General features: G+C 36.4%; 14 protein-coding genes. 7 read left to right on the top strand and 7 right to left on the bottom strand.

Annotation, left to right across the window (positions count from 1 at the left end):
* The first annotated feature begins 425 nt into the window (after positions 1-425).
* Together suhB and GQ596_RS09780 are read left to right on the top strand one after the other, a co-directional pair.
* Positions 426-1,229 (top strand): inositol-1-monophosphatase, encoded by an 804-nt coding sequence (gene suhB / locus GQ596_RS09785; RefSeq protein ID WP_160401493.1) that lies wholly within the window; start codon positions 426-428, stop codon positions 1,227-1,229.
* Between the two features lie 126 nt (positions 1,230-1,355).
* Entirely contained in the window at positions 1,356-3,545 is a 2,190-nt protein-coding gene (locus GQ596_RS09780; RefSeq protein ID WP_160401491.1) for a cation-translocating P-type ATPase, read from the top strand.
* 83 nt (positions 3,546-3,628) lie between these two features.
* On the opposite strand, the gene GQ596_RS09775 is transcribed toward GQ596_RS09780, so the two are convergent.
* From GQ596_RS09775 to metC, 3 genes are all read right to left on the bottom strand, one after another.
* Positions 3,629-5,035, bottom strand: a complete 1,407-nt coding sequence (locus GQ596_RS09775) for an FAD-binding oxidoreductase (protein WP_160401489.1) — start codon at positions 5,033-5,035, stop codon at positions 3,629-3,631.
* A 140-nt stretch (positions 5,036-5,175) separates the two neighbouring features.
* Entirely contained in the window at positions 5,176-6,462 is a 1,287-nt protein-coding gene (tilS, locus tag GQ596_RS09770; protein WP_370516493.1) for a tRNA lysidine(34) synthetase TilS, read from the bottom strand.
* A gap of 32 nt (positions 6,463-6,494) precedes the next feature.
* A complete protein-coding gene (gene metC / locus GQ596_RS09765; RefSeq protein ID WP_160401487.1) occupies positions 6,495-7,712 on the bottom strand; it encodes a cystathionine beta-lyase in 1,218 nt (405 codons plus the stop codon).
* 96 nt (positions 7,713-7,808) lie between these two features.
* On the opposite strand from metC, the gene GQ596_RS09760 reads away from it, so the two are divergent.
* Positions 7,809-8,429: a 4'-phosphopantetheinyl transferase superfamily protein gene (locus tag GQ596_RS09760; RefSeq protein ID WP_160401485.1), complete on the top strand. Its 621-nt coding sequence runs from the start codon at positions 7,809-7,811 to the stop codon at positions 8,427-8,429.
* A gap of 35 nt (positions 8,430-8,464) precedes the next feature.
* Here the strand turns inward: GQ596_RS09760 and GQ596_RS09755 are convergent, their stop codons facing one another.
* Positions 8,465-9,238: a tyrosine-protein phosphatase gene (locus tag GQ596_RS09755; RefSeq protein ID WP_160401483.1), complete on the bottom strand. Its 774-nt coding sequence runs from the start codon at positions 9,236-9,238 to the stop codon at positions 8,465-8,467.
* A 101-nt stretch (positions 9,239-9,339) separates the two neighbouring features.
* On the opposite strand from GQ596_RS09755, the gene pepB reads away from it, so the two are divergent.
* On the top strand, positions 9,340-10,620 hold the full coding sequence (pepB, locus tag GQ596_RS09750) for an aminopeptidase PepB (protein WP_160401482.1): 1,281 nt from the start codon (positions 9,340-9,342) through the stop codon (positions 10,618-10,620).
* Between the two features lie 141 nt (positions 10,621-10,761).
* Here the strand turns inward: pepB and GQ596_RS09745 are convergent, their stop codons facing one another.
* Positions 10,762-11,325 (bottom strand): peptidylprolyl isomerase, encoded by a 564-nt coding sequence (locus GQ596_RS09745; RefSeq protein WP_160401480.1) that lies wholly within the window; start codon positions 11,323-11,325, stop codon positions 10,762-10,764.
* 286 nt (positions 11,326-11,611) lie between these two features.
* On the opposite strand from GQ596_RS09745, the gene GQ596_RS09740 reads away from it, so the two are divergent.
* The 3 genes from GQ596_RS09740 (at position 11,612) to robA (ending at position 13,980) form a co-directional block, all read left to right on the top strand.
* Complete coding sequence (locus GQ596_RS09740) at positions 11,612-12,283, top strand: phosphoribosyltransferase family protein (RefSeq protein WP_160401478.1); 672 nt, start codon at positions 11,612-11,614, stop codon at positions 12,281-12,283.
* Positions 12,284-12,394: 111 nt separating this feature from the next.
* Positions 12,395-12,970 carry a Fe-S biogenesis protein NfuA gene (gene nfuA / locus GQ596_RS09735; RefSeq protein WP_160401497.1) on the top strand — a complete coding sequence of 192 codons (576 nt, stop codon included), beginning with the start codon at positions 12,395-12,397 and terminating at the stop codon, positions 12,968-12,970.
* Positions 12,971-13,056: 86 nt separating this feature from the next.
* Positions 13,057-13,980, top strand: a complete 924-nt coding sequence (gene robA, locus GQ596_RS09730) for an MDR efflux pump AcrAB transcriptional activator RobA (RefSeq protein WP_160401476.1) — start codon at positions 13,057-13,059, stop codon at positions 13,978-13,980.
* A gap of 40 nt (positions 13,981-14,020) precedes the next feature.
* Here the strand turns inward: robA and trpR are convergent, their stop codons facing one another.
* Both trpR and sltY read right to left on the bottom strand, forming a co-directional pair.
* Positions 14,021-14,311, bottom strand: coding sequence for a trp operon repressor (trpR, locus tag GQ596_RS09725; protein WP_160401475.1), 291 nt, complete (start codon positions 14,309-14,311; stop codon positions 14,021-14,023).
* Between the two features lie 11 nt (positions 14,312-14,322).
* Entirely contained in the window at positions 14,323-16,263 is a 1,941-nt protein-coding gene (gene sltY / locus GQ596_RS09720; protein WP_160401474.1) for a murein transglycosylase, read from the bottom strand.
* Positions 16,264-16,331: the final 68 nt, after the last annotated feature.

Below are 16,331 nucleotides of genomic sequence, written 5' to 3'. Positions count from 1 at the left end.
AAATTTGAACATCTGAGCATAGCGAAGATGGCCTCGTAGAGGCGAGTATCAGGATGATACGAGTATTGCCGAAGGCCACATTCTGCAGCCAAAGCGTGGGATTGCTAAGGGAATTCGCTTTAAATTCCCTTGGCTCGGACGTGGTCACTGTGGCCATTTTATTCACCCAAAGGTCAAAACGTCCGAAACCACTGCACCTAATTCATTCTATGCACTAACAAAAAAAGCATCATTTTGATGAAAAAATCGGTCAGAAAAGGCATTGATTTTATTGAAGTTTTTTTCAAGTGTTTTTTAACCAAAAAACACCCCTCCACACTCTGGCAATAAAGCCACAAAACCTTTATACTATGCAACAGCTTTTAGTACGACAAATGTCATACTAATATAATCCGTTCTTTAACATCATCAATTGGAATAAATTTATGCATCCGATGCTTAATATCGCTATTCGCGCTGCTCGTAAAGCAGGCAATGTGGCCATTAAGGCTTATGAAAACCCTAGTTCAATCGAAATTGACAGCAAAGGCGCTAATGATTTTGCCACAAATGTGGATCGTGCTGCCGAGGCTTTAATTGTTGAAACAATCAAAAAAGCTTACCCTGACCATACTATCATTGCCGAAGAAAGCGGCTTAGTTAAAGGTAATGATGCCGATACTCAGTGGATTATCGATCCGATTGATGGTACGACCAATTTTATTAAAAATATCCCTCATTTTGCAGTGTCTATCGCGGCTCGCGTTAAAGGGAAAACCGAAATTGCTGTTGTTTATAACCCAATGACTAACGAACTGTTTACCGCTGCTCGGGGTAAAGGTGCGCAACTTAATGGTTATCGTATTCGTGTTAGTAATGCTAAAGATTTAGATAATAGCCTGCTGGCAATGGCTTTTCCTTTTAAACAAAAACAATATAGCGATAGCTATTTTGCTGTGCTACAAAAGTTGTTTGTAAGATGTGGCGATTTTCGCCGTAGTGGTTCTGCTGCTTTGGATCTTGCTTATGTTGCTGCAGGCCGTTTAGATGGCTTTTTTGAAATCGGTTTAAAACCATGGGATATTGCGGGTGGTGAACTGATTTTGCGTGAGGCAGGTGGTGTGATTACGGATTTTGTTGGCGGTAATAATTATATGGCTTCGGGCAATGTGGTGGCGGGTAATCCTCGAATTGTGAAAGATTTGTTGGTTTCAACCCAAAACGATTGGCCAGAAAAGTTACGCAACTAATTCCTCCTTTCTGTTTTATCACAGGGTTTGTCAAGCCCTGTGAGCGCTGTTTTATTTTTATTCGACCTTTATATTAAGCATAGGCCGACTTTGTATTCCATTCCATTAATCATTAAGGAAAGCATAATGAAAACAGTTCAATATCATTTTATTGTTGAAGATATGAGTTGTGCATCTTGTGTTGGGCGTGTTGAAAAGGCGCTGAAAAAGGTCGATGGCGTTGTTGATGTTAGCGTAAATCTTGCGACCGAAAAGGCAACGGTTGATGCCGATGAGCATGTGACGCTTGAGTCGTTAATGTCTGCGGTTGATAATGCGGGTTATCATGCCGTTAAAATAACGCAATCAGCAAAGTCTTCTCAATTGAAAACACAATTATCTAGTTGGCCGATTGTTGTTGCTGTTATTTTTGCTATTCCTTTTGTGTTTCCAATGTTGTTGGCGCCATTTGGTGTACATTTGATGATGCCTGCTTGGTTACAATTGGTTATTGCCTCTATTGTGCAATTTGGGCTAGGCGCTAAATTTTATCGAAGCGGTTTTAATGCGGTTAAGGCGTTGTCAGGCAATATGGATTTGTTGGTGGCTATTGGTACCAGTGCTGCTTATGGGCTGTCGGTGTATCAGTTTTTCGTCGGTAATGATGAGCACCTTTATTTTGAATCTTCAGTGATTATTATCACTTTGATTTTGTTAGGTAAATGGTTAGAGTCAAACGCTAAACGGCAAACCACGCAAGCCATCAAAGCCCTGTCAGCACTGCGTCCTGATGTTGCTTTAGTAAGGCGTGGTGATCAAGAGGTGAGTTTGCCTATTAGCCAAGTTAAAGTGCATGATATTGTTATTATTAAACCAGGCGATCGAATTCCTGTTGATGGTATTGTGATTGAAGGCGTATCAAGTAGTGATGAGTCGATGTTAACGGGCGAAAGCCTGCCTGTAAATAAAACCGTTAATGATGCGGTTACTGGCGGTACGATTAATGGTGAAGGGTTATTGATTGTTAAAACTACGGCTATTCAATCGGATTCTACTTTATCCAAAATCATTGAAATGGTTGAATCCGCTCAAGCTAAAAAAGCACCGATTCAGCGGGTAGTTGATCGTATTAGTGCTGTTTTTGTGCCAGTAATTTTGTTAATTGCATTGGTTACGTTATTGGCTTGGGGGATGATGTCGCATGATTGGCAGCAAGCATTGCTCCATGCCGTTGCGGTGTTAGTGATTGCTTGCCCATGTGCTTTAGGTTTAGCAACACCAACAGCAATTATGGTGGGTACTGGAGTGGCTGCGGGGCATGGTATTTTAATTAAAGATGCTGAAGCGTTAGAAACACTGCATAATATCAATACCATCGCTTTTGATAAAACAGGTACTTTAACAATTGGTAAACCTGAATTAGTCGAGATGGATATTATGGGTAGCGAGACGCCCGATCAGATTTTATCGCTCGCTGCATCATTACAAGCTGGTAGTGAGCATCCACTAGCAAAAGCGATTTTAAGTAGAGCTAAAACGCATTGTTATGCTCAAAATATTACTTCTGTTGCTGGGTTTGGTGTGATGGCAATGGTTGATAATACGGAATATTATTTAGGTAGCTTGCGTTGGATGAAATCATTAAATGCTTATTTTGTGAATATGGACGATAAGGTTAGTGAATTATCTAGCAAAGGTTATACCATTTCGTTTTTAGCTAAACAACAATTAGAAGGTGGTGTAGTGATATTGGCTTTGTTTGGTTTTGCTGATGTTATTAAACAAGAAGCAAAAACGGCAATTGAAGCATTACATCAATTGAATGTAAAAACCGTTATGTTAACGGGTGACAGTCAGAAAGTGGCCAATATAGTTGGTCAGCAATTAAGTCTAGATAAGGTTATTGCTGAAGTATTGCCACAAGATAAAGCCAATTATATTTATCAATTGCAACAAAATGAAGATACAACCGTAGTTAATCATAAAGTGGCTATGGTTGGTGATGGTGTCAATGATGCCCCAGCTTTGGCGGCTGCAGATATTGGTATTGCTATGGGTACGGGGACCGATGTGGCTATGCATGCCGCAAGTATTACGTTGATGCGAGGTAATTTATTTTTGATTGCTGATGCGATTGATATTTCGCGCCGAACTTATCATAAAATTAAGCAAAATCTATTTTGGGCTTTTTTTTATAATTTAATTGGCATTCCACTTGCGGCACTGGGGTTTTTAAATCCAATGCTAGCAGGTGCCGCCATGGCGTTAAGTAGCGTTAGTGTTGTGACTAATGCTTTGTTGCTTAAGCGTTGGAAAGCAAGATCCGCAAATCAATAATCTGCTGTTTTGATTTTAAATAAAAGGGCTGCTAGGCAGCCCTTTTATTGTTGGGTTAGTTGTTAGTGATATTTAAGTATGTTTTACTTTACCTGTTGTACAGCGCTAGGGCCGTATTTTTTTAACATCATATTACTGAATTTGTTTTCTGGGTCTAACTGTGCTTTAAGCTTGAAAAAGCGTTCGGCTTGTGGATATGCACGTTGAAACTGTTCAGAAGTTGCATGTAATTGATAAGGTAAATAATAACTACCACCTTTTGCTAATACTGCATCGATTAATTCTCGAGTCCAGATTCCGACTTCCTTTTTGCTTTGTTCATCGGTAGCTTGTTGATAATAAATCACAAAAGCAAATACTTCGGTTTTAGCCCATGCCAGTAGCGAACCACTATCAGCATTGGCATGACGAATAGAAATATTAATCACATTAGCCCGATGTTTTTTCAAAATAGCAATTAATTCAGGATAAAAGTCCTCAAACCGATCTACAGGGATAAAATACTCTTCTAGCGCAAAGCTTTTATCTTTATCTTTGATCGGCTGTAAATTAGATACATCAAAACTAGCTTCATAATTACGCCACATTACGGGTTGTTGTATATAATCTAGATCATCATACAATTTGCGTAAGCGCTTGCCTTCGTCTGATGATGCGACGATTTTGATTTTTTGTTCCTGATCATATGAATATTGATCGGTTGGGCGTAGTCTGTCTAAAATAGTTAATGGTTCTTGTGTTTCTTTAAAAGTAACAGCGCGAACTTCTTCAAAATCAGGTGGATAAATGACCGAGTTATGAAATATTGCCCTTTTATCAGATCGAATCTGTTGCATGAAATATGGGTAGTACTGTGTAATTGGCATAACGTCACTAATACGTTTTACTTTAACATTATCAGCAAGTCGTAAGGTGACTTCTGTAATTACACCTAAGCCACCATAACCGCCGATAGCGCCATAAAATATATCTTGATTTTCTTTTGGGCTCGCTTCGACGATTGAGCCGTCAGCTAATACAATTTTGAACTTTTCTACCGATAATATTATTGGCCCTTCGCCAATATAACGGCCATGTACATTGACGCTCAATGATCCACCAATGCTAAAGTTGGCATAGCTTTGCATGATTTTTACTGATAAGTTGTAGGGATCAATTAGCTCCTGTACTTGACGCCAAGTTGCCCCTGTTTCAATGGTTAAAAGTTTTTGTTCGGGGTTGAAATCAATTACATGGTTTAGCTTTTGTGTGTCTATTTGAATTCCATTGTTTATTGCTGTTTGTCCACCCATGCTGTATTTTTTACCGGCGATACTGATTGGTCCCTTAGAATTTTTAATCAGTTCGGCAACTTGTTGGGTTGATTCTGGCTGCATAACTGCAGTAACTTCGACAGGTGTCATGCCTGTAACGTCATTAACTACTACTGCTTGCGTTGTTAATGGTAATACAAGGAAAAGACAGCAGCTCAAGAAAGTGAATTTTTTCATTGTGAATTGTTATATATATGATATTTAATGATAAAAAATTAATTTTACCTGTACTAGGTATATAAATCAATAGGTTATTATTTTTTGAACTAACAGACAAAAACAAACCATAGCGTTTAATAAATTAAATCGATGTATTGTTATTCCGCAAGAGTAAACCCGATTTGTGTTCCTTTTCCTTGTTCTGTCACAAATACGCCAACTGCGCAGATCAGTTGTTCATTGTAGTAAATCAGTGGGATTCGAGTTCGCATCCATGGTGGAATATTATGCTCTTGCCATAGTTTTTTTATTGGTCGTGAACCATGACGATTAACGATTTGTAATTTTCCTTGAGCACGGAATTGTACAGTCACTTGTTCGTCTTTTTTCGGTAAACGACACGTTAAATGGTGTTGGTGATTGAGCTGTAATTTACCGGCATTATCGGGCAAGAGCAATTCTGACGTTAAGTCCCAGTGGAGTTTTTGTTGTTCAATATTTTGATATAGCGGTAATAGGTAGAGCTGGTTTTGATAACGGCGTATTTGTTTGTTGTTAAGAATAAATTGTGGATTGGCATCTTCTTTGGCTAAGGCAACGGTTGGCCAAATTAATGCTAATTGTTTTTGTGTTGGCATGGCTATTTGTTGAGTTCGCAACCACATGCGCAAAATAGCATTGCGTTTATATTCTGAATAGTTCATTAAAGGAGCAAGGTGCAATTGTCCTTGTTGAGTAACTATTTGTTGAAATTCGGATAATAATAATTCGTTAATCAGTGCTTCTTGTTGTTGGCATAATGCGGCACTGCGTGCCACCATTTGAGAAAAATGAGGCCAGCGTTGATTAATTGTTGGTAAGACATTGAGTCTTAAAAAGTTACGATCGTAGCGGTCATCTTGGTTGCTTTCGTCTTCTATCCACGTTAGATGATGGTGTTTGGCGTAATTTTCAATTTGAGTTCGTGACACAGTTAATAATGGGCGAAGGTGCTGTTTAGTTTCAATAGGCATTGCCGATAATCCAGCTGGGCCACTACCTCGTTTTAACGCTAGAAAAAAGGTTTCGCATTGATCATCAAGGTGTTGAGCGGTGCATAATGTTTCGTTGCTTTTTAGATGATGATAAATCGCGTGGTAACGTGCGTTTCTGGCTTGTTCTTCGATATTTCCTGCATGGGGGTTTAGCTTAACTTTTTCTATGATGAGCGGTACTTGCCACGTTTGGCATTGTTTTTGGCAATGTGTCGCCCAATTGTCGGCATTGTTGCTTAATCCATGATGAATATAAATTGCCCTAAGTGTTAAATTTGGCAATTGGCGTTTGAGCTGTACTAGCGCATGCATTAAGACGCTTGAATCAACCCCTCCACTATAAGCAATCAGGAGGGATGGGTGGTTTTTTATATGATCAAAAATAGTCTGTTCAATGGTGTTTGTAAACAGGGTTTGGTGTTGGTTATTCATTTTCTACCTAATTATACTAAACTCTGTAATGCATTGGTTTTATTTTTTTGTCGTTTTATTCTGTCTAAACCCGCAGCAAGATCGGCAATTAAATCATCAGGATCTTCAAGCCCAATATGTAACCTAATTAGTGTTCCTTTGAAGTCGATGCCTGATACAGGCCTGATGTTAGTAAGTTCTTCAGGTTGGTTAGCTAAAATTAATGATTCAAATCCACCCCATGAGTAAGCCATTGAAAAGTAAGTTAAGTTATCAAGGAAATCAGCTAATTGAACATCAGTTAAATGATCTTTTAAGACAAACGAGAATAAACCACTTGCACCTGTAAAATCGCGTTTAAAGAATTCATGTCCTTTACAGCTTTCTAATGCAGGGTGATTTACTGTGGCAACTTTTGGGTGATGTGCTAACCATTTGGCAACTTTTATGCCGCTTTCATGATGTTGTTTAAGTCTTATTGCTAGTGTTCGTAAGCCTCGGGTTGCCATGTAAGCTGTGTCTGCATCGCACATTTGTCCCATTAGGTAGGAGCGTTCGCGTAGCCTATCCCAACAACGTTGGTTAGCAACTGCGGTGCCTAGCATGGCATCAGAATGGCCAATGAGGTATTTGGTGCCGGCTTGTATTGAGATATCAATATCATGCGCTAAGGCTTTAAATAATATGCCTGCTCCCCAAGTGTTATCCATCATGATAACAATTTCAGGGTTGGCGCTTCGAATAGCTTTGACAATAGTGGGGATGTCTTGCACTTCCATTGTGATGGAACTTGGTGATTCAAGAAATACGACTTTGGTATTGGGTTTTATATAATTGGTGATATTGCTGCCTATTAATGGCGAAAAGTAATCTGTTTCAACCCCGAGATCTTTTAATATGTGTTGGCAAAATTCTTGGGTAGGTTCGTAAGCCGCTTCGGATACTAAAATATGATCGCCTGTTTTTACAAAGGCTAAAATTGCATTAGCAATGGCCGCTGCACCACATGGGTAAAGGTAACAACCGGCTCCTCCTTCAATGTCTACCATGGCTTCTTGTAGCGCAAAGTGGGTTAGTGTGCCTCGGCGTCCATAAAAAAGTTCACCGTTTGTTCGATTTTTGGTGGCTTCTTTTTTGGCGGCAATGCTATCAAAAACCAGTGATGAGGCTCGTTGAATCACCGAATTAACCGCACCTTGTGTATAACGTTTTTTACGTCCTGCATGGACTAATTTTGTTGGTAATGACATGATGATTCCTTTTGCAATTTAATAAATTTTAATAACAGTTAGCATAGCATGCTGTTAAAATAGTAAAAAATAATTTTTATAAATACCCGTTTACCAATGACGTTAATAATCCAACTAGCTAATTTGAATCATTCAACAATTGATTTTGCGTTATTGCCAAAGCAGATTGTTGATGAGGCCGATAAATTTAATGATGAGCGTAAAAAACAGTTTTTAGTATGTCGCTCAATATTAGCCAATTTGCTTAAGCAGTATTGTGATATTTCGATTTTGCCAACAATCGTTGTTGGTGATAATGGTCGTCCTTGTTTTTTAGAGCGTCATTTGCCCGATTTTAATATTAGTCATAGTCAAAATTGGGTGGCGGTAGCGATTTCATTAACGGGTATGATTGGACTTGATGTCGAAGTGGATCGTCCGCGCAAAAATTATTTGAAGGTGGCTAAGAACTTTTTTGCAGATGATGAATATCAATGGTTGATCAAACAAGATGATTCATTAAGGGCTTTTTGGCAATTATGGACGTTGAAAGAATCGGCGTTAAAATTATATGCTAAAGGCGTTTGGCAAATTAAATCGGTTAATGTTGATTTAACTGAGCAAGTGATTACAGCGCCTTTTGCTCAGCATTTTTATTATCAATATCATCAGGTTGATGATGTTCATTTGTCTGTAAACTGTAACGAGCCGATTTCTGAACTTATTTTATTATCTTGATACTGTATTTGATTGCGATTATTTTTTAAATCAATTTAAATCAAATAGATATCTTGTATTATTTGTCTATTATGTTCGTTTAATTGATATTCTTGTGATAACCATTCGTCAATGGTGCCGTAACGCGCTTTGATCGCATCTAATGCTGCTGTTAGGTACTCTTTTTTAGTTGCAAAGATGATTTTACGCTTTTCAATTTCATCAGGTGTAGCTTTGTTTTTATATTGGCTTAGTAAATATTCTCGATAATCAGATAACAGCTGTTCTGTCTGTAAGTAATCCTGTATTACGCTGTCTTCGCTAACTCCTAATGCAAATAGCACTAATGCAACCCCAACACCCGTACGGTCTTTTCCTACTGCACAATGTTGTACTAAAGGTTTGCCTTGCGAAGTTAGTAATAGCGAGGAAAGTTTTTTGTATGCAGGGTTGTTAAATGGTAGTAATTGGTAAAGCTTAATCATAAAATCAAATGGGGAGTTTTTTTTAAGTGCTTGGGTGTGACTTCCCAAGTCACTTGTTAAACTGGCTGTGACTGTATCGCTCAAAGGGTTTGCCGGTACATTAATATATTTTGCGTTATGCCATAGTTTGTCGGGGTTTCGTGCAATTTCATCTTGGTCACGATAGTCTAAAATATAGTGTAGATTTAACTCGTTAGATAAATAAAATTGTTCTTCTTGCGTAATAAGTGAGAATGCTCCAGAACGGTATAACATACCCGATCGTATTTGACGTCCATCAGTTGTTTTGATTCCTCCCAAATCACGAAAATTAATTCCATTTTTTATTGGTACTATTGCGGCCATTATTCTTCCTTATTTCTGCTTAACTTTGCTTGCTATATTAACATGTTTCTGATTAGAATTAAGCCACTGTTTTTACTTAACTCATGATTAAGGTAATTATTATGTCAACGTTATCTATTTTGTTATCTGATAAACCCGCACCAACGCAATGGGGCAAGAATGCGTTGTTGAGTTTTTCGGATGATGCTATTACGATTCATTATGATACTCAGCACCGTTTAGGTGCAATTCAGCGGGCAGGGCGCAAGTTAGATAACCAAGGAATAAGTGCCGTTAAATTAAGTGGTGATAATTGGGATCTTGAAGCTTGTTGGCATTTTTGGTTAGGTTATCGGAATGCTAAAAATAGCACTAAAGTTTCTTGGCCAAAACTCAATACTCAAGATAAACAAGAATTAAAACATCGTTTAGCCATTATTGATTGGTGTCGTGATATTGTTAATGAGCAAGCCGAAACGTTAAGCCCGTTAGCACTAGCAACGAAAAGTGCGGAGTTGATTAGTGCCTATTCGTCTGATGTCTCTTACAATATTATTTCGGGCGAAGCGTTAAAAGAGCATGATTATATGGGGATTTATTCGGTGGGTAAGGGCTCGGATAGACCTGCTGCCTTGCTTGAGCTTGATTATAATCCTTCCAAAAATCCTAATGCTCCAATTGTTGCTTGTTTAGTGGGTAAAGGTATTACCTTTGATTCTGGAGGATATAGCTTAAAACCAAGTAATTTTATGGAATCAATGCGTTCTGATATGGGGGGAGCTGCGTTAGTGACCAGTGCGTTAGCATTAGCCATTGCCCGAGGCGTGAATCATCGAATTAAGCTGTATTTATGTTGTGCTGATAATTTGGTTAGTGGTAATGCATTTAAGTTAGGTGATATTATTCGTTATCGTAATGGTAAAACGGTCGAGGTTGATAATACCGATGCCGAAGGGCGTCTTGTCTTGGCTGATGGTTTAATTTGTGCTGATAATGATAAACCTCATTATATTATTGACTGCGCAACACTGACTGGTGCTGCTAAAATTGCGGTAGGGAATGATTATCACTCATTACTTTCGTTTGATGATAACTTTGCTAACCAATTGTTAGCTAGTAGTGATGTTGAACATGAAGCTTTTTGGCGATTACCATTAGCTGAATTTCACCGTTCGCAATTTCCATCATCATTCGCTGATATGGCAAATTCCGGTATACCTAATACCGCTGGAGCGAGCACTGCTGCGGCTTTTTTATCGCATTTTGTTAAAAATTATCAAAACAATTGGCTACATATTGATTGTTCAGCAACATTCCGCAAAAGTGCGACAGCTTTATGGGCAACAGGTGCAACTGGGATAGGGGTAAGAACGTTAGCCAATTTATTAATAGCTTTAAAATAGCTTGGAAATGATAGTTGTAAGTTTGGGATAGATTATTTGGATAAATACCTCTGTAAATCAATTTATTTGCAGAGGTATTTTTTTATTAAGCCGTTTTTTATTAGGATAATAGACGGTGTCAGTTAATTGCTTGTCGTTGTACTATTCTTGAACTACACTCGCTTTTTTAATGTAAATTGGTTCGGTAGGCACATCTCTATGTGGTCCCACGCGTTTAGTTGGGACACTGACAATTTTATCAACGATATCCATCCCTTTAGTTACTTTACCAAATACTGCATAACCATATTGTTGTGGTGATTGATAATTAAGGAAATCATTATTTACTACATTGATAAAAAATTGGCTTGTTGCACTGTTTACTTCACTGGTTCTTGCCATGGCAATAGTGCCTCGGTCGTTTTTTAAACCGTTTTCAGCTTCATTTTTAATTGGTGGGTTAGTATCTTTGAATTTTAATTGATCATCAGCACCACCACCTTGAATCATAAATCCTGGAATGACGCGATGGAAAGTTAAATTTTCATAGAATCCACTATTTACATAATCAAGAAAGTTTTTGGCGGTAATTGGTGCATGTTCGCTGTCTAGTTCGATTTCAATGTCACCCATGCTGGTTTGTAATAGTACTTTGGTGTCAGCTAAAGTAATGCTAGAAAATAAAGTTAGCAATATTGTGATAAATAACAATTTAATTTTTTTCATATATTTATTCCTTGCTCCAAAAAGAGGGTAGTTGATTATACCGGATATTTAATTATTTTGAATACTATTATGAAAAACCAGATGATTTTTTGTGTTGCAGATCGTAGAAGTATTTAATTGTATAAAATAGTAAAACCAATTGGTTTATTGTATTGATATTTCCTGAAAAGGAATGCAAAAAAACAAGTGCGTTTATAAATAAAATTAATTTTTTTGTTGTATGTTTTTTATATTAAAACGCTATATTTTCTGAATTATATTATTATAAATAAGTCTATTGAGTTTTATGCGATGTATTTTGTGCGATATGCCTTTATTTTTGTCTCATCATGGCATTTGTTGTCAATGTGTTAATAATTTACCTAAATTCAATAAAATTTGTCATCAATGTTGTTTACCACACTCTTTACCGACAGATATCTGTTATCGATGTCGTGTCAAGAAACCCCATTGGGATGAGCTTATTGCGGTTTCTGACTATGTTAATCCATTAAAAAAATTAATTCATCATTTTAAGTTTTACAACAAAGTAGAACTAAATAGAGCATTAGCCAGATTGATGTTTTTAGCTTGGTATCAAAGACGAGAACGAGATGCTTTAGTTAAACCTGATTTGGTAACTTGTGTGCCATTGCATCATATTCGTTATTGGTCTCGTGGCTTTAATCAAGCAGAATTATTGGCAAAGCCTATTGCTAGATGGTTAAATCGGGATTTTTATCCTTATTTGTTGTCTCGGAATAAAGGTAGGCAAGATCAAAAAAGTTTGTCTCTTACAGAACGAATTGCTAATGTCGAAACACTTTTTATGTGTCATCAAGATCTGTCAAAAAAATCGATAATGCTTATTGATGATATTGTTACAACGGGTAATACAGTGAATGTCATTAGTCAGCAATTAAAAAAATGTGGTGCAACGAGTGTTCAAGTTGTTTGTTTATGCCGTACAGTATTGTAAAATATTAAACAACCCCTATAATAACCAAGAAAGTTAGTCAACTATTATTATATTATAAATGATATTAGGTTTATTAATTACCTAATGACATTAAAGTGAGGGGTTATGTCTATTATCACTATTTCTGAGTCAGCTCAACAACACTTTAAAAAATTGCTTGCTAATCAACCTGATGGAACACAAATCCGGGTATTTGTTATTAACCCTGGTACGCCAAGTGCTGAATGTGGTGTTTCATATTGTCCTGCTGATACGGTGGAAGATAGTGATATTGAAGAAAAGTATACCGATTTTTCAGTTTATATCGATGAAATTAGTGCGCCATTTTTAGAAGAAACCGTTATTGATTACGTGACGGATGAATTAGGTTCGCAATTAACATTAAAAGCGCCAAATTCAAAAATGAAGAAAGTCGCTGACGATGCGCCACTTATTGAACGTGTTAACTATGCAATCCAAGCGCAGATTAATCCTCAATTAGCTAGCCATGGGGGGCATGTTAGTTTAGTTGAGTTAACTGAAGATAATTATGTTATATTGCAATTTGGTGGTGGATGTAATGGATGTTCAATGGTCGATTACACCTTGAAGGAAGGTATCGAAAAGCAATTAATGGCAGAATTTCCAGAGCTTGCCGGTGTAAAAGATATTACTGAACATCAAGCCGGAGCGCACTCGTTTTGCTGAAAATAAATTTTATTTAAGCCTTGCTTATTGCTAGGATTGAGTCATAATCGACTGATGTTTGCCATTTGATATTATGATGAGGTTTTATGAATCAAGTTAGTATTATTTCAGATCTTATCGTTTGGATTGAAAAAAATTTGGAGCAACCGTTATCTATCGATCATGTTGCACAAAAATCAGGTTATTCTAAGTGGCATTTACAACGTATGTTTAAAGAGGTAACAGGTCAGGTACTTGGTACTTATATTAGGCATCGTCGTTTAACTTATGCAGCACTTGCTTTGCGTATGACAAGTAAGCCTATTTTAGATATTGCGATGCAATATCGTTTTGATTCTCAGCAAACCTTTACTCGGTCCTTTAAAAAACAATTTAATGAGACTCCCGCAAGTTATCGCAGAGGTGAATTTTGGGATCCTACCGGTTTAACTCCTGCGATTGAATTAAATAAAAGTCAGTTTTTATTGCCTGAGCCAAAATTCGTTAATATGCCCAAAAAAACTTTTTGGGGTATTACATTTAAGAATAATTGTAATTTTAGTCAATTATTAGATGAAGAAAATAAACTAAGAACTCAATTTTTTTATAATTATATATCACGCTGTAATAGTAAATGTGAAAACCTACCAGATAAAATTTATGCTTTTAGTCGTATATTGAAAAGCAAAGATAATGCTAATGAACAAGAGCTGTTTTATACAATTACCTTAGATCATAATAATGATCTTGAGCATATTGAGCAGTTTGTTAGTGAGGGGGGATTATACCTTTGTTTTAAATATGTTGGTTCACCAGATAAGTTTAGCGATTTTATTTCTCGAGTTCATTTAGCTGCTATGCCTGCATTAAAAGTGCGTTTACGCTACTCTAGTTGTATAATTGAAATTCATCATAACCTTCACGATGATAGTATCGAATCGGTTAAAGATATTAAGCATATGGAGTGTGATTATTGTTTGCCAGTTGTGGCTGAAAGTGGCGTCAATATCCAATCAAATTTATTGTCATAGCAAAATAAGTCAATTTATTGATAGATATTGACAGTTATATTTAATTATCTGATTTTAATAAATTGTTTTCTAGCCATTTTTTGAATTCAGGTGTTGATTCTTTAAGGCTATTGGAGCCTCTGGTTACTGTTGCAATGCCAATTTTGAGTTGTTCTTTTAGTTGGCGTTGATTGATTGAGCCATCGAGGAGTGAATGTACAATTTTGACTCGAGTGATTAGTGCATCGCGTTCATCAGCGGTCATTAATAGTTTTAATATATCAAGTGAGTAACCATCATTAAATGCTTGGTGTAATATTTCAACCGTTTGTTTCCATTCGTTAGTTTTCATTATAATCACCGTTAATATTGTTTATTAAATTCATTTGAATTAAGAATATTGACATTTTTTTGCCCTAGGATTATTTGATAAATATAATCATATACTAATACGTTTTTGACATAATTACGTGTTTCTGTAAATGGTATACTATCTATAAATGCGACAGCATCAAGTTTCCCGTTGCTCGCTTTTAACCAGCGTTTAACATTATTGGGTCCTGCATTATAAGCTGCTGAAGATAATATACGGTTATTATTATTTTGTAGATAAACAGTGTTTAGATACGAAGTGCCTAACTGTATATTGGTTAGCGGGTTAAATAATTGCTCTGATGAAACATAAGTGACTGAATTGACTTTTTTAGCTGTTTCTTTGGCTGTTGCTGGCATTAATTGCATTAGCCCTCGAGCGCCAGCAGGTGACTTAGCGTTAGTATCAAGTGCACTTTCTTGACGAGAAATAGCTAAAGCATAAGATAACGTAATGGTTTTTTCTTTTAATGCATTATTATATAAGTCTTTGTACATAATAGGTAAACGTTCTGTCCAGTTATTCCAAAGCTTGCCAGCAATAGTTGCTTGAATACTAAGATCACCCCATCCCTTTTGTAAGGCATATTGAGATAACAGTATATATTCATCTTTATTTGTTTGATTATTTAACATATATCGCCATTCTTTGACTGATTCTGATGCCATGCCTAAATAACGTAATTCGTTGATTCTTTTTACATAGGGTTGATTATCATATTTTCTTTTTAATGCTGATATTTCTGATTGTGTGATTTTTTTTGATTGGTTATTGATTGAATAAGGCTGATTAAGCGTTTGTGCACTTATCATGCCATAAAATCCACGGTTGGTTGTGAGCTTTTTCAAAATGCTGTTAGCTTCATTTTTTTGATTTTTATTTAGCAGTACTCGAGCTTGCCAATATTGCCATTCCTCTTTTAATTGATCTTCTGGGGGTAATTGTGCTATCCAATAAGCTATGTCAGTAAAGTTATAAGCATCGATAGCAAGTCGGATGCGTTTTTCAACTAATGCTGTATCATGATATTTTGCTATGTAGCTATCACGCCATTTTATTTGTTCGTCCGTTGCTGAATCACTAAAGTAGCGGTTAGCTAAGCTTTTTTGTAACATAATTTGCTCTGCTTCATTTAAGGCCTGTTGTTTAACTAGTTTTGGTAATAATGATGCAGCTAAGTTTATGTCTGCTTTTGCCAAGCGAGGAAATGATGCTAAGACAACTTTTTTAGTGAAAGTATTAGCTTTAATATTTTTTGAAAAATCTTCTAATTTTCTCGGGTTATCTAGTACAGCCACTAGATTTGTTTTTGTTGTTTTATAACTGTTATCAAGTAAGTTTGCTAGATGTTTGGTTAACTTTAGATTATTTTCTTCAAGAGCCAGTTCAATACGCAATAATATTAATTTAGTCGTTTGTTTACCTGCTTGTGACCATGCGTTGAGTAATGGATCGCAAGCCGAAGGAAGTTCTTTACCTGTCATCCAAAGTGATTCAATTGTACTAAAGGCTGTTTTGTCATTTCCTTGTTGTAATAATGCGTATTGGTAGTGACAATTAGAAAGTATTGAGTTGTCTTTTGGAAATGAAATAATTGAGTTCCAATCTTGACGATTGCTTAATTCTGTTAAGTAAGATTGGCTTAATGAAGCCGTTAGTGGAAAATCATGGTACTGGTTAACAAAGTTACTGACTGTTTGTGGTGAAACAATTTTTATGTTGTTTTGAAAAAATTGTACAGCGGCATAAGGATATAATGGGTAATCTTTTATGGCTGAAAGTAATGTTTGTTGTTCTTCAAAATTAAGTGTTTGATAAGAATTAAGCCATTTTTGGTAATGTTCTCGCAGTTTCTTTTCAGAATTATCTGCATAACTACTACTTGTGAATATTAGGCATGTTACCAAAAAACAACGTAATACTAATTTCATCCTTTAACTCCCATATGAATTTAGTTTATTAGATTAGCATATTACGCTATGATTCGTCGACGATGAAC

It is taken from the genome of Gilliamella sp. Pra-s60 (assembly GCF_009795755.1).
GTDB lineage: Bacteria > Pseudomonadota > Gammaproteobacteria > Enterobacterales > Orbaceae > Gilliamella.
The sequence above is the reverse complement of the archived record's forward strand: the minus strand, read 5'-3'. Positions and strand labels throughout refer to the sequence as shown.